This window comes from Hahnella aquatica (SeqCode), assembly GCF_965194505.1.
GTDB lineage: Bacteria > Pseudomonadota > Gammaproteobacteria > Burkholderiales > Burkholderiaceae_A > Hahnella > Hahnella aquatica.
This window is the reverse complement of the sequence record NZ_OZ239144.1, coordinates 92,443-115,643: the sequence shown is the minus strand read 5'-3', so window position 1 is coordinate 115,643 and position 23,201 is coordinate 92,443. Positions and strand designations below refer to the sequence as shown.

The 23,201-nt window shown below is 64.2% G+C and carries 27 protein-coding genes and 1 tRNA gene; 16 read left to right on the top strand and 12 right to left on the bottom strand.

All coding sequences use genetic code 11. From position 1 onward, the window contains the following. Nucleotides 1-17 precede the first annotated feature (17 nt). The 4 genes from hpf to rapZ are packed head-to-tail and all read left to right on the top strand — an operon-like array spanning nucleotide 18 to nucleotide 2,677. On the top strand, nucleotides 18-335 hold the full coding sequence (gene hpf, locus AC8GDA_RS00575; protein WP_506556390.1) for a ribosome hibernation-promoting factor, HPF/YfiA family: 318 nt from the start codon (nucleotides 18-20) through the stop codon (nucleotides 333-335). A 48-nt stretch (nucleotides 336-383) separates the two neighbouring features. Beyond that, the gene (gene ptsN / locus AC8GDA_RS00570; RefSeq protein ID WP_506556389.1) at nucleotides 384-848 is read left to right on the top strand and encodes a PTS IIA-like nitrogen regulatory protein PtsN; all 465 of its coding nucleotides are present in this window, start codon (nucleotides 384-386) and stop codon (nucleotides 846-848) included. Between the two features lie 12 nt (nucleotides 849-860). Further along, the gene (gene hprK, locus AC8GDA_RS00565) at nucleotides 861-1,787 is read left to right on the top strand and encodes an HPr(Ser) kinase/phosphatase (RefSeq protein WP_506556388.1); all 927 of its coding nucleotides are present in this window, start codon (nucleotides 861-863) and stop codon (nucleotides 1,785-1,787) included. Continuing rightward, complete coding sequence (gene rapZ / locus AC8GDA_RS00560; RefSeq protein ID WP_506556387.1) at nucleotides 1,784-2,677, top strand: RNase adapter RapZ; 894 nt, start codon at nucleotides 1,784-1,786, stop codon at nucleotides 2,675-2,677. The genes hprK and rapZ overlap by 4 nt, the downstream gene beginning before the upstream one ends. Here rapZ and mutY read toward each other — a convergent pair. After that, entirely contained in the window at nucleotides 2,634-3,692 is a 1,059-nt protein-coding gene (gene mutY, locus AC8GDA_RS00555) for an A/G-specific adenine glycosylase (RefSeq protein ID WP_506556386.1), read from the bottom strand. The genes rapZ and mutY overlap by 44 nt on opposite strands. Continuing rightward, a complete protein-coding gene (gene mutM / locus AC8GDA_RS00550; protein WP_506556385.1) occupies nucleotides 3,689-4,549 on the bottom strand; it encodes a bifunctional DNA-formamidopyrimidine glycosylase/DNA-(apurinic or apyrimidinic site) lyase in 861 nt (286 codons plus the stop codon). Before mutM ends, mutY begins: the two co-directional genes overlap by 4 nt. Here mutM and AC8GDA_RS00545 point away from each other — a divergent pair. The 8 genes from AC8GDA_RS00545 (at nucleotide 4,542) to ychF (ending at nucleotide 10,573) form a co-directional block, all read left to right on the top strand. After that, nucleotides 4,542-5,558 carry a tetratricopeptide repeat protein gene (locus tag AC8GDA_RS00545; protein WP_506556384.1) on the top strand — a complete coding sequence of 339 codons (1,017 nt, stop codon included), beginning with the start codon at nucleotides 4,542-4,544 and terminating at the stop codon, nucleotides 5,556-5,558. The two genes, mutM and AC8GDA_RS00545, sit on opposite strands and share 8 nt — an antisense overlap. Then, the gene (locus AC8GDA_RS00540; protein ID WP_506556383.1) at nucleotides 5,558-6,076 is read left to right on the top strand and encodes a hypothetical protein; all 519 of its coding nucleotides are present in this window, start codon (nucleotides 5,558-5,560) and stop codon (nucleotides 6,074-6,076) included. Before AC8GDA_RS00545 ends, AC8GDA_RS00540 begins: the two co-directional genes overlap by 1 nt. Further along, nucleotides 6,076-6,978, top strand: a complete 903-nt coding sequence (gene ispE, locus AC8GDA_RS00535) for a 4-(cytidine 5'-diphospho)-2-C-methyl-D-erythritol kinase (RefSeq protein ID WP_506556382.1) — start codon at nucleotides 6,076-6,078, stop codon at nucleotides 6,976-6,978. The genes AC8GDA_RS00540 and ispE overlap by 1 nt, the downstream gene beginning before the upstream one ends. Nucleotides 6,979-6,995: 17 nt before the next feature. Further along, nucleotides 6,996-7,072, top strand: a tRNA-Gln gene (locus AC8GDA_RS00530). A gap of 84 nt (nucleotides 7,073-7,156) precedes the next feature. Next, a complete protein-coding gene (locus AC8GDA_RS00525) occupies nucleotides 7,157-8,089 on the top strand; it encodes a ribose-phosphate pyrophosphokinase (RefSeq protein WP_506557160.1) in 933 nt (310 codons plus the stop codon). Nucleotides 8,090-8,199: 110 nt separating this feature from the next. After that, the gene (locus AC8GDA_RS00520) at nucleotides 8,200-8,814 is read left to right on the top strand and encodes a 50S ribosomal protein L25/general stress protein Ctc (protein WP_506556381.1); all 615 of its coding nucleotides are present in this window, start codon (nucleotides 8,200-8,202) and stop codon (nucleotides 8,812-8,814) included. A gap of 33 nt (nucleotides 8,815-8,847) precedes the next feature. After that, nucleotides 8,848-9,471, top strand: coding sequence for an aminoacyl-tRNA hydrolase (gene pth, locus AC8GDA_RS00515; protein ID WP_506556380.1), 624 nt, complete (start codon nucleotides 8,848-8,850; stop codon nucleotides 9,469-9,471). Between the two features lie 10 nt (nucleotides 9,472-9,481). Then, complete coding sequence (ychF, locus tag AC8GDA_RS00510) at nucleotides 9,482-10,573, top strand: redox-regulated ATPase YchF (RefSeq protein ID WP_506556379.1); 1,092 nt, start codon at nucleotides 9,482-9,484, stop codon at nucleotides 10,571-10,573. Here the strand turns inward: ychF and AC8GDA_RS00505 are convergent. The 3 genes from AC8GDA_RS00505 to AC8GDA_RS00495 are packed head-to-tail and all read right to left on the bottom strand — an operon-like array spanning nucleotide 10,563 to nucleotide 14,074. Next, on the bottom strand, nucleotides 10,563-11,174 hold the full coding sequence (locus tag AC8GDA_RS00505; RefSeq protein WP_506556378.1) for an RsmD family RNA methyltransferase: 612 nt from the start codon (nucleotides 11,172-11,174) through the stop codon (nucleotides 10,563-10,565). The two genes, ychF and AC8GDA_RS00505, sit on opposite strands and share 11 nt — an antisense overlap. After that, a complete protein-coding gene (locus AC8GDA_RS00500) occupies nucleotides 11,171-12,649 on the bottom strand; it encodes a M16 family metallopeptidase (RefSeq protein WP_506556377.1) in 1,479 nt (492 codons plus the stop codon). The genes AC8GDA_RS00505 and AC8GDA_RS00500 overlap by 4 nt, the downstream gene beginning before the upstream one ends. A 9-nt stretch (nucleotides 12,650-12,658) precedes the next feature. After that, nucleotides 12,659-14,074: a M16 family metallopeptidase gene (locus tag AC8GDA_RS00495; RefSeq protein ID WP_506556376.1), complete on the bottom strand. Its 1,416-nt coding sequence runs from the start codon at nucleotides 14,072-14,074 to the stop codon at nucleotides 12,659-12,661. A gap of 22 nt (nucleotides 14,075-14,096) precedes the next feature. On the opposite strand from AC8GDA_RS00495, the gene ftsY reads away from it, so the two are divergent. Continuing rightward, nucleotides 14,097-15,023, top strand: coding sequence for a signal recognition particle-docking protein FtsY (gene ftsY, locus AC8GDA_RS00490; protein ID WP_506556375.1), 927 nt, complete (start codon nucleotides 14,097-14,099; stop codon nucleotides 15,021-15,023). On the opposite strand, the gene AC8GDA_RS00485 is transcribed toward ftsY, so the two are convergent. Beyond that, complete coding sequence (locus AC8GDA_RS00485) at nucleotides 15,020-17,305, bottom strand: Orn/Lys/Arg family decarboxylase (RefSeq protein ID WP_506556374.1); 2,286 nt, start codon at nucleotides 17,303-17,305, stop codon at nucleotides 15,020-15,022. The genes ftsY and AC8GDA_RS00485 overlap by 4 nt on opposite strands. An 88-nt stretch (nucleotides 17,306-17,393) precedes the next feature. Here AC8GDA_RS00485 and rpoH point away from each other — a divergent pair, with 88 nt between their 5' ends. Both rpoH and coaD read left to right on the top strand, forming a co-directional pair. Further along, complete coding sequence (gene rpoH / locus AC8GDA_RS00480; RefSeq protein WP_506556373.1) at nucleotides 17,394-18,287, top strand: RNA polymerase sigma factor RpoH; 894 nt, start codon at nucleotides 17,394-17,396, stop codon at nucleotides 18,285-18,287. 41 nt (nucleotides 18,288-18,328) lie between these two features. Continuing rightward, a complete protein-coding gene (gene coaD / locus AC8GDA_RS00475) occupies nucleotides 18,329-18,823 on the top strand; it encodes a pantetheine-phosphate adenylyltransferase (protein WP_506556372.1) in 495 nt (164 codons plus the stop codon). Here the strand turns inward: coaD and cyoE are convergent. From cyoE to AC8GDA_RS00460, 3 genes are read right to left on the bottom strand one after another with little or no spacing between them, the layout of a single operon-like run. Then, the gene (gene cyoE / locus AC8GDA_RS00470; protein ID WP_506556371.1) at nucleotides 18,805-19,707 is read right to left on the bottom strand and encodes a heme o synthase; all 903 of its coding nucleotides are present in this window, start codon (nucleotides 19,705-19,707) and stop codon (nucleotides 18,805-18,807) included. The genes coaD and cyoE overlap by 19 nt on opposite strands. Before the next feature lie 4 nt (nucleotides 19,708-19,711). Continuing rightward, nucleotides 19,712-20,380, bottom strand: coding sequence for an SCO family protein (locus AC8GDA_RS00465; RefSeq protein WP_506556370.1), 669 nt, complete (start codon nucleotides 20,378-20,380; stop codon nucleotides 19,712-19,714). Between the two features lie 22 nt (nucleotides 20,381-20,402). Further along, the gene (locus tag AC8GDA_RS00460; protein ID WP_506556369.1) at nucleotides 20,403-21,206 is read right to left on the bottom strand and encodes an SURF1 family protein; all 804 of its coding nucleotides are present in this window, start codon (nucleotides 21,204-21,206) and stop codon (nucleotides 20,403-20,405) included. A 14-nt stretch (nucleotides 21,207-21,220) separates the two neighbouring features. Here AC8GDA_RS00460 and AC8GDA_RS00455 point away from each other — a divergent pair, with 14 nt between their 5' ends. Further along, entirely contained in the window at nucleotides 21,221-21,427 is a 207-nt protein-coding gene (locus AC8GDA_RS00455) for a twin transmembrane helix small protein (protein WP_506556368.1), read from the top strand. A 79-nt stretch (nucleotides 21,428-21,506) separates the two neighbouring features. On the opposite strand, the gene AC8GDA_RS00450 is transcribed toward AC8GDA_RS00455, so the two are convergent. The 3 genes from AC8GDA_RS00450 to AC8GDA_RS00440 are packed head-to-tail and all read right to left on the bottom strand — an operon-like array spanning nucleotide 21,507 to nucleotide 23,201. Then, nucleotides 21,507-22,373: a cytochrome c oxidase subunit 3 gene (locus AC8GDA_RS00450; RefSeq protein WP_506556367.1), complete on the bottom strand. Its 867-nt coding sequence runs from the start codon at nucleotides 22,371-22,373 to the stop codon at nucleotides 21,507-21,509. A 23-nt stretch (nucleotides 22,374-22,396) separates the two neighbouring features. Continuing rightward, nucleotides 22,397-22,612 carry a DUF2970 domain-containing protein gene (locus AC8GDA_RS00445; protein WP_506557159.1) on the bottom strand — a complete coding sequence of 72 codons (216 nt, stop codon included), beginning with the start codon at nucleotides 22,610-22,612 and terminating at the stop codon, nucleotides 22,397-22,399. A 10-nt stretch (nucleotides 22,613-22,622) separates the two neighbouring features. Continuing rightward, nucleotides 22,623-23,201, bottom strand: a complete 579-nt coding sequence (locus AC8GDA_RS00440) for a cytochrome c oxidase assembly protein (protein WP_506556366.1) — start codon at nucleotides 23,199-23,201, stop codon at nucleotides 22,623-22,625.

Sequence of the window (23,201 nt, the reverse complement as noted above, 5' to 3'; positions counted from 1 at the left end):
ACCACAGGAGACGCACCATGCAAGTCACGATCACCGGCCACCACCTGCCCGTCACCGACGCCATCCACAGCTACGTCGAACAGAAGCTGGCCAAGGCCTGGCGACACTTCGACCACGGCATTCAGGCCCACGTGGTGCTCTCGGTCGAGCGGTTGGACCAGAAGGCTGAAGTGACTGTGCACTTACAAGGCAAGGACCTGCATGCGGAGTCCACCCACAGCGACCTCTACGCGGCGATCGACCTGCTGGCCGACAAACTCGACCGCCAGGTCGTGCGCTACAAGGAACTCCACCAAAAGGGGGTCCACCAGACGCGGGGGGCCAGCGCGCTCTGATTGCCGCAGCGCAGCAAATCTGGTGAAACCGGCCTATAATTTGGCCTCATGAACCGGATCTGCAAGCTCCTCGCCGTCGACAACATCCAACTGGATGTCGACGCCTCTAGCAAGAAGCGCGTCTTTGAACAGGCGGGTTTGCTGTTTGAAGAGCACCAGGGCATCGCACGCAGCAAGGTCTTCGACTCCTTGTTTGCCCGCGAGCGCCTTGGCTCCACCGGGCTTGGCGACGGCATCGCCATTCCACATGGCCGCATCAAGGGCCTGGAAGATGCCGTGGCGGCCGTGTTCCGGCTGGCCAGCCCCATCCCCTTCGATGCACCCGATGGTCAGCCTGTCTCGGTGCTGATCTTCCTGCTCGTGCCAGAGCAGGCCACCCAGCAGCACCTGGAACTCCTCTCCGAGGTGGCCGAGATGCTCTCGGACACCGGCCTGCGAGAGGCCCTGCTCGGCAGCCAAGATCCGCAGGCACTTCACCAGGCCCTGTGCGCCTGGCGTTCGGCCGGGGGCTGACAGGCCCCAGCCATGCTCAACGTCGCAGCGTTCTTCGAGTCCTACCGAGAACTCCTGCGGCTGACCTGGGTCACGGGCAGCGTGGGTGCAGACCGCCACATCTCCGGCCCATCATTTGAGAGTGCAGACCTGGTCGGTCACCTTAACCTGATTCACCCCAATCGCATTCAGGTGCTCGGCGCAGCCGAGGTGGACTACTACAACCGGCTCGATCCACAGCGCCGCTCCTACCTCACCGCCGAACTGCTCTCGGGGCGCCCGCCCGCACTGGTCATCGCAGACGGCCAAGTGCCGCCGGCCCAGCTCTTCGATGCCTGCGATCGTGATGGCACACCGCTGATGCGAAGCAGCCTACAGGCGGCGCGACTCATCGACCTCACCCGCATTCAGCTGAGCAAGACCCTTGCACCAAGCACGTCCCTGCACGGGGTCTTCATGGATGTGCTGAGCATTGGCGTGCTCATCTGCGGGGAATCGGGTCTGGGCAAGAGCGAGCTGGCCTTGGAACTCATCACCCGCGGCCATGGCCTGGTGGCCGACGATGTGGTGGAGTTCGCACGCATTGCCCCCGACACCGTTGAAGGCAAGTGCCCCGCGCTGCTGCAGAACCTGCTCGAGGTTCGTGGCCTGGGCCTGCTCGACATCAAGGCCATTTTTGGTGAGACCAGCGTTCGACGACGCCTTCGTCTGCGGCTGATTGTGCAGCTTGTGCGGCGGTCTGCCATCGACGAATACGAACGGCTGCCGCTGGAAGCCCTCAATGAGGAGGTGCTTGGGCTGCCCATCCGCAAGGTGGTCATTCCGGTTGCAGCGGGCCGCAACCTGGCGGTGCTGGTCGAGGCCGCCGTTCGCAACACGGTGCTTCAGCTGCGGGGTGTCGACACCCTGAAGGAATTCACGGAGCGTCAGCAGGCTGCCATGCGGCAGGCCGCCCCATGACCACGACCAGTCCATCCTCCAAGCTCGTGCTGCTCACCGGGCTTTCGGGCTCGGGGAAGTCTGTTGTCCTGAAGGCCCTCGAGGACACCGGCTACTTCTGCGTGGACAACCTGCCCATTGGACTGCTCGAGGGCCTGGTGCAGACCCTTCGTGGGCAAGGCCACCAGCGCATGGCCGTGGCCGCCGACGCGCGCGGCGCGGTGGATGCGGGTGCACTGGGCGGCACGCTCGACGCCATTCGTGCATCGGGGGTTGATCTCACCGTGCTCTTTCTCACCGCACGGTCGGACATTCTCGTGCAGCGCTACTCAGAGACCCGGCGACGACATCCACTGAGCCTCACCGCCGACCAGGGCCTCACCGACGGCCGCTCGCTCGCAGAGTGCATTGAGGCCGAGCGGGAACTGCTCGCCGACTATGCAACCCTTGGCACGGCCTTCGACACGAGCGACCTCGGTCCTTCGGGGCTGCGGGCCTGGGTGCGGGAACTGCTCTCACTCAAGGCCTCCCCCTTGACACTCCTGTTCCAGTCATTTGCCTACAAGGAGGGTGTGCCCCTGGATGCCGACCTGGTCTTCGATGTGCGCTGCCTGCCCAACCCCTTCTATGACAACGCCCTGCGCGGCCTCACGGGCAAAGACACGAAGGTCATCCGGTTCTTAGAGGACAAGCCGAGCGTGGGCACGATGGTCACCGACATCCAGGGCTTTCTGGAGCGCTGGCTGCCGCATTATCAGACCGAGCACCGCAGTTACCTGACGGTCGCACTCGGCTGCACCGGGGGGCAACACCGGTCGGTCTACTGTGCCGAAGCCTTGGCGAAGCACTTCTCGGGGGCCTGGCCAGTCATGGTTCGACACCGCTCCCTGATTCGACGCGGTCTCGACTAAGGCCCAGCACACGCCGCACCGGCGTGGGCAGCCCGCGTGTCAGGGCCTCGGCCACAGGCACCCACTGCAGACCCGCGCACGGAGGCCTTGCCTTGGCCGACAGCGACAAGCCCGCCCATTGAATCTCCAGGCGAAAGTGCGTGAAGTCGTGGCTGAGAGAGAGGGGTGCATGACAGCCTTGAGGCCATGCCGTGTCCAGCGGCCACTCGGGCAGCACCCAAAGCCCACCCCAGAGGCCTTCCTCGGGCTGCCGAACCAGGCCCACGCAGCCCTTGCGCCAAACCACCAGCCAGCGGGCCTGGCGCACCGGCCGGACACGGGCCAGCCGCGGCACGGGGAAGTCGGAGACTCGCCCCCGACGATGGCTCTCACAGTGCCCCGACACGGGGCAGGCCTCACAGCGCGGCTGTCGCGGCAGGCAGACCAGTGCCCCGAGGTCCATGATGGCCTGGGTGTAGGCGGGCATGTCCTGGGCGGCCTCTGGCAGGCGAGCCTCGGCCTCCTGCCAGAGGTGATTGGCCAGAGCCTGACTGGCCCAGGGCTGGGGCGCGCAGACTTGCCGCGCCAGGACCCGACGAACATTGCCATCGAGAATCGCCACCCGCTCCCCAAACACCACTGCGCAAATGGCTGCAGCCGTGGAGCGGCCCACCCCGGGCAGCCGCTGCCATGCCTCTGCATGGGCGGGAAAGCCACCGGCCTCCACGAGCTGCTGGGCCGCCCGATGCAGATTGCGTGCACGGGCGTAATAGCCCAGCCCACTCCAGGCCGAAAGCACGTCATCCAACGGGGCTGCCGCGAGTGCCGCGCAGTCTGGGAACCTCGCCAGGAAACGATCGAAGTAAGGACGCATGGTGGCCAGCTGCGTCTGCTGAAGCATGATCTCGGAGAGCCAGACTCGATAGGGGTCCGGCGACTGACCCGGTGCCGGGTGCCAGGGCAGGCCGGCGCGCCCATGCTGGGCAGCCCAGGCCATGAGCTGGCTGGAAAAGCGCGAGACCGACCGACGGCTCATCGCTGACAGGCAGGGCAGTAGAAGCTGGCCCGCTGGGCTTGGACCATGCGTCGGATGGCTTGCCCGCAGTATGGGCAGGGCTCGCCGGCCCGGTCGTAGACGCGATGTGCACCCGCATACTGCCCGGTGCCGCCATCGGCATGTCGGTAGTCGCGCAGGGTGCTGCCACCAGCCGCAATGGCCTCTTCAAGCACCGCCCGGATGGCCTGCAGCAGCTGGTGAAGTCGGGCCGCAGAGACCCGACCCGCGGGCCGGGCTGGGTGAATGCCCGCCCGATGGAGGGCCTCACTTGCATAAATATTGCCCACGCCCACGAGCGGATCACCCTTCATGAGCCAGACCTTGATGGCCTGCCGCACGCCCTTGGCCGAGCCTGCGAAGGCCTGCGGCGTCAGTGTGGCCGACAGGGGCTCCCATCCTTGGCCCGCTTGGCCCACGAGGCTGGCTGGCAAGGGACTGTCATGGGGCGTGTGGACACCCTGCGGGCGGCGGGCCAGTCGGATGTCGCCGAATCGGCGCGGGTCAACGAACCAGAGTTCACCGTGCTCCCACCAGCATCGCAGGTGGCAGTGCGCCGGCGGCGCATTCTCCACGGGCGATGGCTGCCAACGCAGCACGCCCGACATTCCAAGGTGAATCGCCAGCCAATGCTGCTCGAATGTCCAGATGAGCGTCTTGGCCCGCCGAGACAACCCCACGAGCCGTTGGCCTTCGAGGGGCTTGAGCGGCGTGATGCGGCCGGCAAAGCTTCGCAGGGGCTTGCCGCTCACGGCCAGGCGATGCAGCCGCTGGCCCACCAAGACTGGCACCAGCCCGCGGGCAATCACTTCCACCTCTGGCAGTTCGGGCATGGCCATGGCCCCCTTCATTCTGGGTTACTGTTGCGAGACCATGATGATGCGTTATTCCATTCGCCTGGCCGCCCTTGCAATGGCTGCGTCGATCTCCTGGCCCGCCCTGGCCAAGGGGAGCTCGGCCGGTCCGCAAGAGCCCCGCATGGTCTTCCAGATTCTGGTGAGCGAACTGGCCATCCAAGAGGGTGAACTCGCCCTGGCCGCGGCCACCTATGTCTCCTTGGCCGAAGAGACGCAGCAGGCCAACATCGCAGAGCGTGCCACCCAGGTGGCCCTGAGTGCGCGGGCACCGGCCCAGGCCCTGCGCGCGGCGAGGGTCTGGGCCAAGGCGAGCAATGGACGGCTTGAGGCCCAGGACACCGTCGACACACTCGAGCTCATGCTCGGGTTCACGGGCGACCTCACCCAGTCGCTGCTGGCGCGACGCGAACAAGCTCGGCGCGCCGGACAGCTCGAACCGTTTTACGAGCGGCTCACGGGCCTGCTCAGCCGCACGCCAAACCGGGCTCAGGCCCTTGCCCTGCTGGAGACCATTGGCGCCCCGGACCTGCAGCTTGCATCACTGAGTTACACCCGGGCCATGCTGCACGAGCAGCTCGGCCGGCTCGATGACATGGAGCGCCTGCTCCGAAGCCTGATTGCCCGCGAGCCCACACATGCCCATGCGCTCAATGCCCTGGGCTACAGCCTGGCAGACCGCGGCGAGCGCCTCACCGAGGCCAACGAACTGATTCGAAAAGCGGTGAGCCTTGCGCCGGAGGACCCACACATTCTCGACAGCATGGGCTGGGTGCTCTTCCGCATGGGCCAGCCCAAGGAGGCGCTCACGTGGCTGGAGCGCGCCCACCGACAGCAGCCCGACGCAGAGATCTCTGCCCACCTGGGCGAGGTGCTCTGGACGCTTGGCCAGGCCGACCGGGCCAAGGCGATCTGGCGCATTGGACTGGCCAGTGACCCACACAACAAGGTGCTCGCCCAGACCCTTGAACGCCTTGGGGTTCGCATCGAGTGATGCGGCGTGTGGCCTTGGGTCTGGGGCTGGTGCTGTTGCAAGCATGCGCAAGCCTGCCCCCCGCGCAACAGGCCACGACCTCGGCCGACGACCTGCCCGCATCGGTGGGCCGCTTCGTGCTGTTCGGGCCAGGCCTCGAGAGCCCCATCCAGGGTCGATTTGAGTGGTGGCCTGCCCGCGAAGGCCCCGCCGGGCGCGAGGCCATGCTCGCGATCACAGACCCCTGGGGTCAGCCACAGGGCCTGCTGCGCCAGACCCGTCTGCCACAGGACTGGCAGGGCTGGTCGCTGGCTGGGCCACGCGGTGAGTCGGTGTCCACGGAGCGGGCCCGCCAATGGGCCCTCGATGCACTGGGCCTGCAGGGCGACCAACTGCAGACCCTCGGTGCGCTGCTCGATGCCGTTGCGCAGCAGTTGTCTCCCTCCGAGGCGGCGACATCCCGGCGCATTGAGGCCTCGCTGCCCAGCAGCCGAGGCCCCCTGGCCATTCGCATCGTGCCCGACCGGCTGCAGCCCTGATGCAGACCTGGCTCGCCCCGGCCAAGCTCAACCTCTTTCTGCATGTGGTGGGGCGGCGTGCCGATGGCTACCACCTCCTGCAGAGCGTCTTCTGCCTCATCGACTGGTGTGACGAAATTCGCATCACGACCCATGAGCGGGGGCAGATTCATCGGGCCGAATCACTGGACTGGGCTGAGGATGACGACCTCGCCATCCGGGCCGCCCGGGCCCTCAAGGCCCACAGCCAGGCATGTGGCCTGCTCTCTGAGACTGCTGGCGCAGAGGTCTCCATCCGAAAGGCGATCCCCAACGGGGCGGGCCTTGGTGGAGGCAGCTCCGATGCGGCCACCACGCTGATGGCACTCAACGCCCTCTGGGGCCTTCACCTCCCCCGCGAGACCCTCGCCGAGATTGGCCTCACCCTTGGGGCGGATGTGCCCTTCTTCCTGCACGGCCAGGCAGCCTTGGTGGGTGGGATCGGTGAATCGATGCAGAGCCTGCAGCCCGCAGCCCAATGGTTTGTGGTGGTCGTGCCACCGCAGGTGGTGCCCACGGCCCCGATTTTCCGCGACCCCAGCCTGGTTCGAGACACGGTGCCCATGCCACCAAGCGAGCTTCAGCTGGCCTGCAAGGATGCGCGCTGGACCGCGGGTCGGAACGACCTCGAGCCCGTGGCCTGTCGCCAGTTTCCTGTGGTGGCCCAGTGGCGACACCAGCTGGCGCGCGTCGCCACGGGCCTCGGACTGCCCCCGGCCGCCGTGCGCATGAGCGGCAGCGGGGGGGCCTGCTTCGTGAGTTGCCAGCATCACGAGGAGGCCCAGACCTTGGCCCAAACCCTGGTGACACAAGGCTTGGCAGCGGATCGGGTTCGCGTCTGCAGGGCCCTGGCTCGGCATCCGGCGTCTGAACAGTTACCATAATGGCTTGTTGCAAACGCTGGGGAGTCGCCAAGTTGGTCAAGGCACCGGATTTTGATTCCGGCATGCGAGGGTTCGAGTCCTTCCTCCCCAGCCACTGGCCTTCGGCGGCCGCTTGATTGGAACCACACTGAGCATGGCGGATCGACTCCCGGTTGGAAACGGATCACCCGACGGCATCATGCTGTTCACGGGCAATGCAAACCCCCGGCTTGCAGCAGAGGTGGCGCGCCACCTCTCCATCCCACTGGGCCGCTCGGCCATCGGACGCTTCTCAGACGGTGAGGCCACGGTTGAGATTCTCGAGCATGTGCGTGGCCGCGACGTCTTCATTCTTCAGCCCACCTGCTCGCCCGCAAACGACCACCTCATGGAAGTGATGCTGATGGCCGACGCCCTTCGGCGCGCCTCGGCCAGCCGAATCACTGCGGCGATTCCCTATTTTGGATACGCCCGTCAAGATCGCCGTGTTCGGTCGGCGCGCGTGCCCATCAGCGCCAAGGTGATTGCCAACATGCTGCAGTCGGTGGGCGTGGATCGCCTGCTCACCATGGACCTGCACTCCGACCAGATCCAGGGCTTCTTTGACATCCCCGTGGACAACATCTACGCAGCGCCCATCATCCTGGCCGATGTCTGGAAGCACGACTACCCGAGCCCCATGGTGGTTTCGCCCGATGTGGGTGGTGTGGTGCGGGCCCGTGCCTTTGCCAAGGAGCTCGACACCGACCTGGCCATCATTGACAAGCGCCGCCCCAAGGCCAATGTCTCCGAGGTGATGAACATCATCGGCGATGTCAGCGGCCGAACCTGCCTGATCATGGACGACATGGTCGACACCGCCGGCACCCTCACCAAGGCTGCAGATGCCCTGAAGGCCGAGGGCGCGCTCAAGGTCATCGCCTATTGCACCCACCCCGTCTTGTCCGGCGGCGCGGTCAAGCGCATCACCGAGTCTTCGCTCGATGAACTGGTGGTCACCGACACCATTCCGCTCAGCCAAGAGGCAGCCCAGTGCGGCCGCATTCGCGCAATTACCTGCGCAGGCCTCATGGCCGAGACCATGATTCGAATCGCGAAGTCTGATTCGGTCAGTTCGCTCTTCCTGGCCTAGCTCCCCGAACTTGGCGGCCCATTGGGCCCACTGCTACACTAGCGGGCTTTCCCTCTGAGGCTGGTCGCGGCCCAGGGGCCTGTTCACCACATTTAGAAGCGGAGTGCATCATGAAATTTTCCACGTCCACCGTGGTTGCAACCCGCCGTTCTGCTGAAGGATCGCGTGCGAGCCGCCGCCTTCGTCGGGATGGCAAGCTGCCAGGCATTGTGTATGGCGGCAAGGGCGAGCCCATCGCCATTGAAATGGATCACAACCCCATTTTTCTCGCGCTGAAGGTTGAGTCCTTCCATGCGTCCATCCTGAAGCTCGAGCTCGACGGCAAGAGCGAGCAGGTGCTCCTGCGCGACTTCCAAATGCACCCGTTCAAGGCCCAGGTGCTGCACATCGACTTCCAACGTGTCGAGGCCGATCAGCTTCTGCACAAGAAGGTGCCTTTGCACTTTGTGGGTCAGGATGTCTCCCCCGCCGTCAAGCTCGATGCCGCCATCGTCAGCCATGTGCTCAACGAGCTCGAGATCAGCTGCCTGCCCAAAGACCTGCCGGAGTTCATCGAGGTCGACCTCTCCAAGCTTGCGGTTGGCCACTCGGTTCACGTCAAGGACATCACCCTGCCCGCAGGCGTCACCTTGGTACTCCACGGCCAGGACAACCCCGTTGTTGCCACGGCCAGCAAGCCAGGCGGCAAGGACGACGCTACCCCGGCTGACGCCACTGCAGGCTAAGCAGCGCGGTCTGCGCGCCGGCCGCATTGCGCCATGACCATTCGCCTGATCGCCGGCCTCGGAAACCCTGGGGCCGGCTACTCTGAAACCCGCCACAACGCGGGTTTCTGGTTTGTGGATGCCCTGGCCGCCCGCGGCCTGGGCGCCGGCCCCGCCAGTTGGTCCTCCGAGTCGCGGTTTAAAGGTCATGCCGCGAAGGTCGCGGCCCCCGGTCTGGTCGCTGGTGGCCTCTGGCTGCTCAAGCCAGACACCTTCATGAACCGCTCTGGGGCGGCTGTGCAGCCCATGCGCCACTTCTACCAAATCGAACCACAAGAACTGCTGGTGGTTCACGATGAGCTCGACCTGCCACCCGGACAGATTAGGCTCAAACAAGGCGGTGGCCACGGCGGCCACAACGGCATTCGAGACATTGCGACCGCCCTGGGCGATGCCAATTTCTGGCGGCTGCGCCTGGGCATTGGCCACCCCCGAACCCTCGGGCTGGAGCAGGCCGTGGCGGACTTCGTCCTGCAGCGGCCGCGGCCAGACGAATCCACTGCGCTGGGCCAGGCCATCGATCGTGCACTGCAGGCCTTGCCTGCGCTTCTTCGGGGGGATGCGGCTGCAGCGCAACGGCTGCTCCACGTCGACCCTCCCGCACAGCCCAACCCCTGAAAGGACACCCATGGCACTTCAATGCGGCATCGTCGGCCTGCCCAATGTTGGCAAGAGCACCCTCTTCAATGCACTGACCAAGGCGGGCATCGCTGCTGAGAACTATCCCTTCTGCACCATCGAGCCCAACACCGGCATCGTGGAGCTGCCCGACCCACGTCTGAATCAGCTCGCTGCCATCGTGTCGCCCGAACGTGTCATGCCGGCCACCGTCGAGTTTGTCGATATTGCAGGACTGGTGGCCGGTGCCAGCAAAGGCGAAGGCCTTGGCAACCAATTCCTGGCCAACATTCGTGAGACAGATGCGATTGTGAATGTGGTGCGCTGCTTCGAAGACGAGAACGTGGTGCATGTGAATGGGCGGGTGGACCCATTGGCGGACATCGAGACCATCGAGACCGAGCTGGCCCTGGCCGACCTGGCTGGCCTTGAGAAGCAGCTCGTCAAGGCGCAGAAGCTCGCTCGCTCGGGCGACAAGGAGGCCGCCAAGCTCGTGGCCGTTCTTGAGAAATGCCAGGTGCAGCTCGACAAGGCCAAGCCCATTCGGGGCCTGGGCCTGGACGCCGACGAACACGCACTGATACGCCCTTTCTTTTTCATCACGGCCAAGCCCGCGATGTTTGTGGCCAATGTGAAGGAGGGTGGCTTTGCGCAGAACCCGCACCTGGCCGCACTCGAGGCCTATGCAGCTGAGCAGCGTGCGCCGGTGGTGGCCATCTGTGCAGCCGTCGAGGCCGAGATTGCAGACATGGCCGACGAGGACAAGTCTGTGTTCCTGGCGGACATGGGCATGACGGAGCCAGGCCTTGACCGCCTGATTCGGGCGGCATTCGGGCTCCTTGGACTACAGACCTACTTCACCGCCGGCGTCAAAGAGGTTCGGGCCTGGACGGTGCGCGTGGGCGCCACGGCACCGCAGGCCGCCGGTGTGATCCACACCGATTTCGAACGAGGCTTCATTCGGGCCGAGGTGATTGGCTTTGAGGATTACGTGGCCTGCAAGGGCGAGCAGGGTGCCAAAGAGTCCGGCAAGATGCGGCTCGAGGGAAAAGACTACGTCGTCAAGGATGGCGACGTCATGCACTTTCGCTTTAACGTGTGAGCCGGGCCAGGCCGAAGTAAACCTGCCCTGCACGATCGGAGCGCACCAGTTCCAGGCCATGGGCCTGCAGGTGGGTTTCAAAGGCCCCCGCAATGGGCTCATCCGATTCCAAGTACAGGCAGCCGCCATCGGCCAGGTGCGGCACGGTGAGCACCACCATGCTGGGCAGCCGATGCTCCGAGAACGGTGGGTCTAGAAAAATGAGTTCATAGGGCGTCGCCTGCGGCTCACCGGCCCGCTGGGCAAGCCAGCTGGCTGCATCGGCCCGAAGCACCGTCACTGCAGTGGCGGCGAGCCGAGCCTTGGTGGTCGACAGGGCAGAGACCACCTGCGGGTCGTGGTCGAGCAGGGTCACACTGGCGGCCCCACGCGAGGCGGCCTCAAAGCCCAAGGCTCCAGAACCAGCAAACGGATCGAGCACACGCGCAGCCGAGATGGGCACGGGCATCCAGGTGACGAGCCAATTAAAGACGGTCTCGCGAACCCGGTCTGGTGTGGGGCGAAGATCCGGCCGATTGGGCACGGGCAGCAGGCTGCGCCGCCACTGGCCCGCAATGATGCGCACCGAACCCGGCTGCGCCGGACTGCGCCGTGGCGTCACGGGGATGGCACGGGTGCGGGAGAGGGCGCAGCTGCGGGAGACGGCGCGGCTGCAGGCGCCGTCTCACCACCAACCACCACCACGGTCATGGCATCGAGGACCAGTCGCCGGGCCAGGACATCTGCAATGTCCTCCTGATTCACGGCAGCCACGCGCTCAGACCAGGTGTCGAGGTAGTCGAGTGGCAGGCGGTAGAAGGCCATCTGGGCCAGGTTGTCGAGCAGCTTGCGGTTGGAATCCAGGCGCAGCGCAAAGCCACCCAGCAGGTTCTTCTTGGCCGCCTCCAGCTCCGCCTCGGTGGCCCCCTTCTGCACAAAATCGGCCAGCACAGACCGCACCACCGTGAGCGCTTCTGCCGAGCGATCGCGCTGGGTCTGTAGCCCGATGAAGAACGGCCCCGGCTGGGCCAGTGGCTGAACAGCAGAGAACACGCTGTAGGAGAGCCCCCGCTTCTCACGCACCTCGTGGGTGAGGCGGGCCGTGAAGCCGCCGCCACCCAGGATGTGATTGGCCACCAGCATCGGGAAGAAATCCAGGCGGTCGGATCGGCTCATCATGGGCAGGCCCAGCCAGATGTGGCTCTGGTTGGCGGGGTGGGGCTGACGAATCTCAGTGGCCTTGGCCGGTGGCACGGCCGGCAAAAGCGAGAGCCAGGCCACATCCGATCGAATGGCCAGGGCCTGGTGAGATGGGTCCTGAACGCGCTGGGTCAAGGGCGCAAGCAGTGCGTCGGCCAGGGCCTTGGCATCGGCCAGGCTGAGGTCTCCGACGAGCGCCACCGACATGCGCTCGGGCCGCCAGAAGCGCGCATGAAAGGCGGCGAGGTGGTCGGCTGCGATGGCCTGCAGAGAGGCCTGTGTGGACTGCCGCCCGTAGGGATGGTCTCCGTACATGGAAGACCACAAGGCCCGGGTGGCCAAGGCCTGGGGCCGGGTGAGGGACTCTAGAAGGCCCGCCACCGAGCGGTCTCGCTCGCGTGCCACGACCGCAGCGTCATAGGCCGGGTCGGACAGCTGACGCGCTGCCCAGGCGACGGCCTCGTTGCGAACGGCGGCATCCGATAGAAACCGGTATCGGATGCCCACCCGATCCTGCGAGACCGATTCAGAACGCTGGATGGCCAGTGCTGCCATGGCCTGGCCCACCTCTTCTTCCGACCTCGCGGGCCGGTCCGCGACCGCCGCCAGGCCCCGGTTGGACAGGCTCGCCGTCAGGCCCGCCAGGCCTTCCAGGCCCACGGGATCCCAGCGGCTGCCTGCGTCGATCTCGATGGCGAGGTCGACCATGGGGATGCCACGCGCGGGAACAAAGAGCACCTCCACGCCCTGCGCGGATCGAAATGACTGGATGCGGTTCGAGGCCTTCTCAGCGGCGGCCACCCCCACATCGACGGTTTTCACTTCAGCCCGCACCGAGCCCATGGCCGTGACCATGACCACGGCAGCCATCACCTTGACAGACAAAAGGTTGCGCATGGTCTCTCCTCAGTGCCGCAGCACGGGGGCTGCAAAGCCCCGACGGCTGGCGGTGTCCAATGGCTGCGGCAGCAGTTCGATGAGCGTGGACTGGTCGTCCTGGAAGATGGTCTTGGCCACGCGTTGCACATCCTCGGGCGTGATGGCGTCGAGCAGCTGCAGCCAGTCGGTGGCATCGGCCAGGGGCCGGCCCGCAGTGACCAGGCGGCCCACCTCCATCGCCTTTGAGAAGAGCGAGTCTTGCTTGTAGACCTGCGAGGCCTTGGCCTGCCTGCGAATGAGATTGAGCTCGTCCTGAGACACCCCCTGGGAAGCAATCTTGGCCAGTTCGGCCTCGACATCGCGAAGGACCTCCCTCACACCGACACCCTTGGCGGGCGTGGCCTCCACCAAGAAAAGTCCTGGCCCTCGAGACACGGCGTCGGCCTGTGTGCCCACGCTCACGGCGCGCCGACTCTCGCGCACGAGCCCACGCTGTAGCCGCCCAAAATCAGGATGGTCGAGCAGGGTCGACAAGACCCCAAGCGCCACGACATCCCGGGCCACGGGGTTGTCCGGGGAGACTGGGCCATCGGCTGGGCCCAGGGTGGGCGCCCGCCAGGCTTTAAAGAAGAAGGCATTCTCAGCCGGCGCAGAGACCTGCGCCTCACGCGCACCCAACTGCTTGGGCTCAACCACAGCCGAGGACATTGGCAAGGTCTTTGGAGACCAATTTTTGTAGAGGCGCTCCACCTCGGCCAAGACCGCCTGTGCATCGACATCGCCTGCGACCACCACGGTGGCATTGTTGGGGGCATACCACTGGTCGTACCAGCCACGGGCATCATCGGGTGTGAGGGCCTTCAAGTCTGCCATCCAGCCAATGATGGGGTGTCGCACTGGCGACGCCACAAACGCCCGCGACATCAGGGCCTCATAGGCCAGGCCTGACGGGCTGTCGTCGGTGCGAAGGCGCCGCTCCTCCATCACCACCAGGATCTCCTTGGCGAACTCCTCGTTGGTGAACTGCAGGTTCTGCATGCGGTCGGCCTCCAGGGCCATGACATCGAAGAGGGCATCGCGATGAACCTGCTGAAAGTAGCCGGTGTACTCCCGAGATGTGAAGGCATTCTCGCGGCCACCCAGGGCGGCCACGCGGCGGCTGAACTCACCAGCAGCCAGGGTCTTGGTGCCCTTGAACATCATGTGCTCGAGCACGTGGGCCAGGCCTGTCTTGCCGGGCTGCTCGTCCATGGAGCCGGCCTTGATCCAGACCATGTGCAGGGCAGTCGGCGCACGGCGGTCTTCAAAGACCACCACCCGCAGACCATTGGCAAGGGTCTGGTCGAGGCTTGGTGTGGACTGCATGCTGCGCGCCGCAGCCGGCAGCATCAGGGTGATCAAGGCGCCTACAATGGCCGCAACGGCTCGTTTGCTTGTTCTCATCTCGAAAAAGACCACTCCATCCATGATTGGGTTCCTCAACACCGGCGGTTTCTCCCGACTCAAGTCGGGCCTCTCCAAGACCCGCGCCGCGCTCGGCCGTCTCATTGGGCGGCCGGTGATCGACGACGACTGGTTTGAAGAGGTTGAATCAGCCCTGATCATGGCAGATGCGGGGGCCCGCACCAGCCAAGACCTTGTCGCAAGTCTGCGCCAAAGCCTGCGGTCCTCGCCCGTCGACCCCACAGCCAACCCTGAGGCACTGGCCGATCGACTCATTGAACTGCTCGCATCTCGACTGGCCAGCCTGTCATCTGTGAGGCAGCCCGGCCCCGCAGCCGGGCCCCGGGTGCTCATGGTGGTTGGTGTCAACGGTGCAGGAAAGACCACCTCCATCGGCAAGCTGGCCCACCACTTCCAGGCCCAAGGCGAAAAAGTGCTGCTGGCGGCCGGAGACACCTTCCGGGCTGCAGCCCAAGAGCAGCTCCAGGCCTGGGGAAGTCGCAATGGCGTGGACGTTATTGCACAGGCCCAGGGCGACCCCGCGGCCGTGGCCTTCGATGCCATCAAGGCCGGTGATGCCCGCGGCGCGAGCCTGGTGATGGTCGACACCGCTGGCCGGCTGCCCACCCAACTGCACCTCATGGAGGAACTCAAAAAGGTGAAGCGGGTGATGGGCAAGGCCATGGCCGGCGCGCCCCACGAGACCTGGCTGGTCGTCGATGGCGGCACCGGTCAGAACGCCGTGGCACAGACCAAGGCCTTCGACGATGCGCTGGGGCTGACCGGCCTCATGGTCACCAAGCTCGATGGCACGGCCAAGGGCGGTGTCCTGCTGGCTCTGGCCCAGGAGCGGCCCATTCCCGTGCAGTTCGTGGGCGTGGGGGAAGGCATTGAAGACCTGCAGCCCTTTGACCCCAAGGCCTTCGCAGCCGCACTGGTCCAGTCTTAAGACTGCGGCACGCAGTCCACGAAGTAAGCGCGCTCGCCGTTGCGGTCTTGTTCCACCAGCCCGTGGATGTCCGCCTCAAAGCCTGGGAAGGCGGCATTGAACTCACGCGCAAACTGCAAATAACGCACGATGGTCCGATTGAAGCGCTCTCCTGGAATGAGCAATGGAATGCCTGGCGGATAGGGCGTGAGCAGGCTCGTCGTGATGCGGCCCTCGAGGTCATCGATGGGTACACGCTCGGTCTTGCGATGGGCCACCGATGCAAAGGCATCTGCAGGCTTCATGGCCGGCTCCATGTTGGAGGTGTACATCTCGGTGGTGAGCCGGGCGATGTCATAAGACTTGTAGGTGTCGTGTAGCTGCTGGCAGAGGTCTCGAAGGCCCACGCGTTCGTACTTGGGCTGGGCCGCACAGAACTCGGGGATCACCCGCCACATGGGCTGGTTCTTGTCGTAGTCGTCCTTGAACTGCTGTAGGGCCGTGAGCAGCGTGTTCCAGCGCCCCTTGGTGATGCCAATCGTGAACATGATGAAGAACGAGTAGAGGCCTGTCTTCTCGACGATCACGCCGTGTTCGGCCAGATACTTGGTGACGACCGAGGCCGGAATGCCCTGGGCGTCGAACTCGCCCTTGATGTTCAGGCCTGGCGTGACGATGGTGGCCTTGATCGGGTCGAGCATGTTGAAGCCCGGCACGAGGTTCTCAAAGCCGTGCCATTCATCGTTGGGCTTGAGCTCCCACTGCTCGCGGTGGGCCATGCCATCGCTGTCGGCCTGAAACTCGGCCGGTCCCCAGACCTTGAACCACCAGTCCTTGTCACCGAACTCGTCCTCCACCTTGCGCATGGCCCGTCGAAAGTCCAGAGCCTCGACGATGCTCTCTTCAACCAGTGCGGTTCCCCCGGGAGGCTCCATCATGGCCGCCGCCACATCCAGCGAGGCAATGATGGCGTACTGCGGGCTGGTGGAGGTGTGCATCAGGTAGGCCTCGTTGAAGAGGTCTCGATCGAGCTGCCGTGTGTCTGACTCCTGCACCAAAATTTGTGAGGCCTGGGAGAGGCCCGCAAGCAGTTTGTGGGTCGACTGGGTCGAGAAGATCATGGGGTCATGCGGGCGGGGGCGGTCCTTGCCAATCGCATGCATGTCTCTGTAGAAGTCATGAAAGGCCGCATGCGGCAGCCAGGCCTCATCGAAATGCAGGGTGTCAATGGTGTTGCCGAGCACGTCCTTGAGCATCTCCACGTTGTAGAGCACACCGTCGTAGGTGCTCTGCGTGATGGTGAGGATGCGGGGCTTGGGCTGGCCGTTGGCCTTGGCCTTGGCCCAGGCCTCCTTGGCAAATGGGTTGTTCTGAATCTTGGCCTCGATGGCTGCAGGCTCGAACTCACTGAGCGGAATGGGGCCGATGATGCCGAGGTGATTGCGGGTGGGCATGAGAAAGACCGGGATGGCACCCGTCATCGTGATGGCATGCAGCACACTCTTGTGGCAGTTGCGGTCGACCACCACGATGTCGCCCGGGGCGACTGCGGCATGCCAGACAATCTTGTTGGATGTCGAGGTGCCATTGGTTACAAAGAAGCAGTGGTCTGCGCTGAAGATGCGGGCTGCGTTTTTTTCAGACTCGGCCACCGGCCCCGTGTGGTCGAGCAGCTGGCCAAGCTCGTCGACGGCATTGCAGACATCGGCCCGCAGCATGTTCTCGCCAAAGAACTGGTGGAACATCTGGCCCACAGGCGCCTTGAGGAAGGCCACGCCACCGGAGTGGCCGGGGCAGTGCCAGGAATAGGAGCCATCCTGCGCGTAGTGCAGCAGGGCCCGAAAGAATGGGGGCGCGAGGGAATCGAGATAAGACTTGGCCTCGCGGATGATGTGCCGGGCCACGAACTCTGGCGTGTCCTCAAACATGTGAATGAAGCCATGCAATTCGCGCAGCACATCGTTGGGAATGTGGCGCGAGGTTCTGGTCTCTCCATAGAGGTAGATGGGGATCTCGGCATTGCGGAATCGAATCTCACTCACGAAGGCCCGCAAGTTGCGGAGGGCGTGGGTGACCTCTTCTTTGCTGCCGGCACCAAACTCTTCGTCATCGATGGACAGCACAAAGGCCGAGGCTCGCGACTGTTGCTGCGCAAATTGGGCGAGGTCGCCGTAGCTGGTGACACCCAGCACCTCCATGCCCTCTTTTTCCAGGGCGTCGGCCAGCGCACGAATGCCCAGTCCAGAGGTGTTCTCGGAGCGAAAGTCCTCGTCGATGATGACGATGGGGAAACGAAACTTCATGGTGGGGGCCTTTCCACAGACGGTGGCTGATCTTAGGGCAAAACCGCGGGCTTCATGAGACTAGCACTCTCATATGTCGAGTGCTAAAATGGCGTCAACCCAGGGGGAGACAAGACACATGACCCATTCCGCTCTGACCGTCCTGCCACTGAGTCCAGGTGCCAACCTGGAGGCCTACCTGCGCACCGTGCAGACCATGCCCTTGCTCACGGCCCAGCGCGAGCAAGAACTTGCCCTGCGCTTTCGCACCCTTCAAGACCTCGAGGCCGCCCGCGAGCTGGTGCTCTCGCACCTACGCCTCGTGGTGGCCGTGTCCCGACAGTACCTCGGCTATGGGCTGCCGCATGCAGACCTCATTCAGGAAGGAAACCTGGGCCTCATGAAGGCCGTTCGCCGCTTTGATCCAACCCGGGGCGTTCGGCTGGTGTCCTTTGCCCTGCATTGGATCAAAGCCGAGATCCACGAGTACATTCTGCGCAACTGGCAGATGGTGAAGGTGGCCACCACCAAGGCCCAACGCAAGCTTTTCTTCAACCTCCGCTCACTCAAGCGCAGCTTGGGTGCGAACGCAGGCGTCACGGCCGAGCAGGCCCAGGAGATCGCCCAGACCCTGCAGGTGGCCCCCGAGGAGGTGCTGGAGATGGATCAGCGGCTCAATGGCGGCGACACCCCCCTGGAGGGGCAGGTGGTCGATGGCGAGGAGCGCAGTGGCCCCATTGCCGCACTGGCCGCAGAGCGCGCCGACCCCTCTGAGATCGTGGCCGAGGCCCAAGAGGAAGCGCTCGGTCGCGCCCGCGTCGCCGCAGCACTGTCCACGCTGGACGACCGCAGCCGCGACATTCTGGTGGCCCGCTGGCTTCACGACGAGGACGACAAGCCCGCCACCCTGCACGAGCTCGCCAGTGCACACGGCATCTCTGCGGAGCGGGTTCGTCAGATCGAGGCTGCGGCGATGAAAAAGCTCAAGCAAGCACTCACTTAATTTTTTCTGAAGGCGCATTGCATAAGGGTTATCCTTGTGCGATGCAGACAGCCGTCTACCCAGGAACCTTCGATCCCTTCACCCGGGGCCACGAAGATTTGGTGCGCCGCGGTGCCAAACTCTTCGATCGCCTGGTGGTGGGCGTGGCCGACAGCCGCTCCAAGCACCCGTTCTTTACCCTGAGTGAGCGCTGTGAGATTGCCCAGGAAATTCTGAGCCACTACCCGAATGTCGAGGTGCGCCCGTTTGAAGGCCTGCTGAAAGACTTTGTCCGTGAGCTCGATGCCAACGTGATCATTCGTGGGCTGAGGGCCGTGTCCGATTTTGAGTATGAGTTTCAGATGGCCGGCATGAACCGATACCTCATGCCAGACGTGGAGACCATGTTCCTCACACCTTCAGACCAGTACCAGTTCATCTCTGGCTCCATCGTTCGGGAGATCGCCACCCTGGGTGGCGACGTGAGCAAGTTTGTGTTCCCGTCGGTCGAGGCCTGGCTCACCAAGAAACTACAGGATCAGGGCAGCACCAAGTAGTGGTCGGCCAAGAGGGCTCCAAAGAGCCAGGCCAAGTAAGCAATGGAATACTTGAAGGTCTTGCGGGCCAGGGCTTCGCTGTAGGCCCGGTAGAGCTGCCAGGCCAGGGCCAGGAAGCGCAGGCCGAGCCCAATGGCTGCCACCAGGTAGAGCCAGCCTGACAGGCCCATGGCCGTGGGCAGAAGGCTCACCGCCAACAACAACACCGTGTAGAGCAGGATGTGCAGCCGCGTGTACTTCGGGCCATGCGTGACGGGCAGCATGGGCAGGCCCGAACGGGCGTAGTCATCGGTGCGGTAGAGAGCCAGCGCCCAAAAATGCGGCGGGGTCCAGACAAAGATGATCAGAAAAAGAATCCATGCCTCTGGCGGTGTCTCACCGGTGACTGCGGCCCAGCCGAGCACGGGTGGCATGGCGCCCGAGGCGCCACCAATCACGATGTTCTGCGGCGTGAGTGGCTTGAGAATGAGCGTGTAGATGATGGCGTAGCCCACAAAGGTGGCCAGGGTGAGCCAGGCCGTCAGTGCATTCACAAATACGAAGAGGATGTAGAGGCCCAGGCCGCCCAGGAGCCCCGAGAAGACCAAGGTCTGAGACACCGTGAGGGTTCCAGAGGGCAGCGGCCGCCAGGCCGTGCGCGCCATCTTGGCATCGATGTGCGACTCCACGAGGCAGTTGATCGCGGCGGCGGCAAAGGCCACAAAGGTGATGCCGGCGGTGCCCGCCAGCAACGGCTGCCACGGCACCATGCCTGGCACCGAGAGGAACATGCCGATCACCGCGCAAAAACCAATGAGCAGATTGACGCGCGGCTTGGTGAGCGCCAGGTACTGTCGGCTCAGTGCGGCGAGCGACAGTGGCGAGGCGGCGGTGGAGGAGGACATGGGTTTAGCCGATCCGGGATGCTTTGAGCAACTTCATGAGGTCAGACCTGATTTTCGCAGGATCGGGGTCGGCTGGGAACCGCATCATGAGGTTGCCCAGTGGATCGACCAGCCAGAGGTGCGAGCCCACTCCCGTGGAGCCCTCTGGCAGTGGCCATGCCTCGAGGGCGGCGGCATCGGCACTCAGAACCCAGGTGCCGAGGTGTTCCTCCGGCAGGGCCACCTTGGTGCTCGCGGCGTTGGGCGCCGTGGGGATGATCCAGAGGCGCTCCACCCGATCTCTTTCTCTGCCGGTGGCCAGACGAACCTGGCGGGTCATCCAGAGTTGCGACTCACAGACTTCGCCGCAGGAGGCCGGCCCCACTCGAATCAACAGCCAGCGGCCGCGAAAGTCTTGGAGACTGGCCAACTGCTGACGCGGGTCGTCCTTGGACAGGGCGGCCAAGACATCCACAAAGCCGGACTCACCCGGTGCCCGCACCAGGGTGGTCACGGGCAGGCTGCCAATCGGCCGTTGCGGCTCGACGAGGTCGCCGTGGTTGGTGCGGCCTTCAGGCCTCACGCCGTAGTACAAGAAATAAGAGGCCACCACGGGGGCCAAACAAACAGCCACCACCATCCAGAACATGGTCATGGAGCGGCGAGGCGTGGGGGTGGGCATGGTGGTGGTCATGGGTTCTATCCGTTGGAGCGGTTCAAGACATGGATGCATCGGCGGCGCGACGAAGGCGCCAGGCAAACACCAAGGCCACCACACTCATCAGCCACCACTGCAGTGCATAGCCTTCGTGCTTGGCGATGTCTTCGCGATCGGGGGTGGGAATGCGGCGCAGGAGGCCGTCGCCAGTGTCCGAAGTCTGCCAGAAGATGACGGGCCAAGTCCGCGTGGCCGCTCCGGTTTTGTCGGTTCCAAGCCAATCCTGGGCGGCGGCCGGCTCGAAGTTCTGCCAGAGTGCACCGGAGCGCAGGTCAGCGGCGTCAGACCGCAGTTCGAGGCGACGCATGAGGCTCGCCATGGCGACGGCCTCGAGTTGAACAGGGCCAGCCCCCGGGTCTGGGCGATGCAATTCGCCGGCCTCGAAGGCGCTACGCCGAGGGTCGGCTTCACCCGGTGCCTTTGGGGCCCAGCCCCGGTTGACCCAGGCCAGGCTGCCATCTTGCAGAACCAGTGGCGTGAGCACGTGCACACCAGGCGCGCCTTCGTGGGCGCGGTTGTCGAGGTAGAGGGTCTTGTCATCCCGCCAGCGGCCTATCAGCGTGGCCACCCGACGATCAAGGTCTTGCGTGGCGGCTTGGGCAAAGGCGTCTCTAGCCTGGCCTGGTAGAAACGGCAGGGCCGAGGCGGCCCGAGACTCGGCCACACGGGCCGCGAGCGCGGTCTTCTCCAGGCTGCGATCCCACTGCCACAGGCCGAGACCCAGCGTGAGCAGCGCCAATGCCAGACACACCCAGCTCGCAGGGCCAAATCCCTGTGGTGCCTTTGTCGCCGTGATTCCCATTAAGATGGAACTCCATGTCTAAACTCTTCATCGCCCTGGCCTTCTTGGGCATCATCGGAAGCTTGGGCTCCGCGCTCTTTTACCTGATGCGTGACAAGGGCCAGAGCAACAAAACCGTGAAGGCCCTGGCCATTCGGGTCGGCCTGTCGATCGCACTCTTTCTCTGCATCCTGATCAGCCACCAGCTTGGCTGGATCGAGGCCTCCCAGCACCGCTTTTGATGAAAAAGGCCACCGGGGGGTGGCCTTCTCATGATGCGAACGGACCCGTTGGGCGAGCGAGCGGCCCGCCCAGCGCAACTTACATCCAGTAGACCACCACGTAGAGGCCAAGCCAGACCACGTCCACGAAGTGCCAGTACCAGGCGGCACCCTCGAAGGCGAAGTGGCTCTCTGGTTTGAAATGGCCCTTGAGTACTCGGAACCAGATGACGAGCAGCATGATGGCGCCGATCGTCACGTGAAAGCCGTGAAACCCCGTGAGCAGATAGAAGGTGGATCCAAAAATGCCAGACGAGAGCTTCAGGTTCAGGTCGGAGTAGGCATACATGTACTCATAGGCCTGAAAGCCCATGAAGATGGCACCAAGGAGCACCGTTGCCCCGAGCCAAAACAAGACCTTCTCGCGATGGTTCTCACGAAGGGCATGGTGGGCGATGGTGAGGGTCACGCCAGAGGCCAGCAGCAGGGCTGTGTTGATGGTGGGGATCCAGAAGGGGCCCATCGTCTGGAAGGACTCCACCAGGCCAGCGGGACCCGCATTCGGCCACTGGGCAACAAAGTCTGGCCAGAGAAAGGCCTTGTGGTCGAGGTCGCCGAGCCACGGCATGGCGATGACGCGCGCGTAAAACAAGGCGCCAAAGAAGCCCGCGAAGAACATGACTTCGCTGAAGATGAACCAACTCATGCTCCAACGGAAGCTGGCGTCGACCCGGTGGTTGTACTGGCCGGTCTCGGACTCGTGGATGACATTGGCAAACCAGCCCACGAACATGTAAATGAGAATGGCAAACCCGAGGGCGAGGCTGTAGCTGCCGTAGGACGCCTCATTGATGAGACCGGAGAGGCCCACCATGAAGAAGAACATGGCAATCGAGCCCACCAACGGCCACTTGCTGGGCCCCGGAACAAAGTAATACGGGGCGGCCCCGTGGGTTGCTGCACTCATGCCTGACTCCCTTTCATCTCATCTCATCCACTGGTGATGACGCGCACCAGTATCACCAAGCTCAATACAAATATCAAACCAGCCAGCAGGCCCACCAGGATGACATGCACCGGGTTGAGGCTGGCCATGTCGGCATCGTGGGCCGAGCCCTTGCGCACACCAAAAAAAGACCAGAGCACGGCACCCAGGGTCTGACGAAAACTGCCCCGACGCTGGGTCGCCACCTTGAGCTCGTCCAGGGCGGACACCTCAGCGCACCACGGTGGACGACGGCGCCTGCGCCGTTGGGATGCCCACCTCGAAGAATGTGTAACTCAGGGTGATGTTCCGAATGCCGTCGGGCAATTCCGGGGCGACCACGAAGACCACCGGGAACTCGCGTGTCTCGCCGGCCTTCAGAACCTGTTGCTCAAAGCAGAAGCACTCGAGCTTCTTGAAGTGCGCCGCCGACTGCTTGGGGGCATAGCTCGGAATGGCCTGGCCAGAGATGTCTCTTGTCTCATGGTTCTTGATCTCGTAGATCACGGTGACCAGTTCACCCGGATGCACCTCGACCACATTGTTGCGTGGCTTGAAGGTCCAGGTGCCGTGGGAATTGGCATCGAACTCCACGGAGACCTTGCGGCTGTAGTCGACCTGGGTGTTTTCTGCGAACCGTTTGGCCTCGGCGTAGTCGAGTTTCTCTTTGGAGCTCAGGATGTTGATGCCCGTGATCTCACAGATCTTCTCGTAGAAGGGGACCAGGGCAAAGCCAAAGGCAAACATCAGAACCGTCACCATGAGCAGCTTGCCCATCATGCGGGTGTTGTCAGGTCGGTGTGCTTGCAT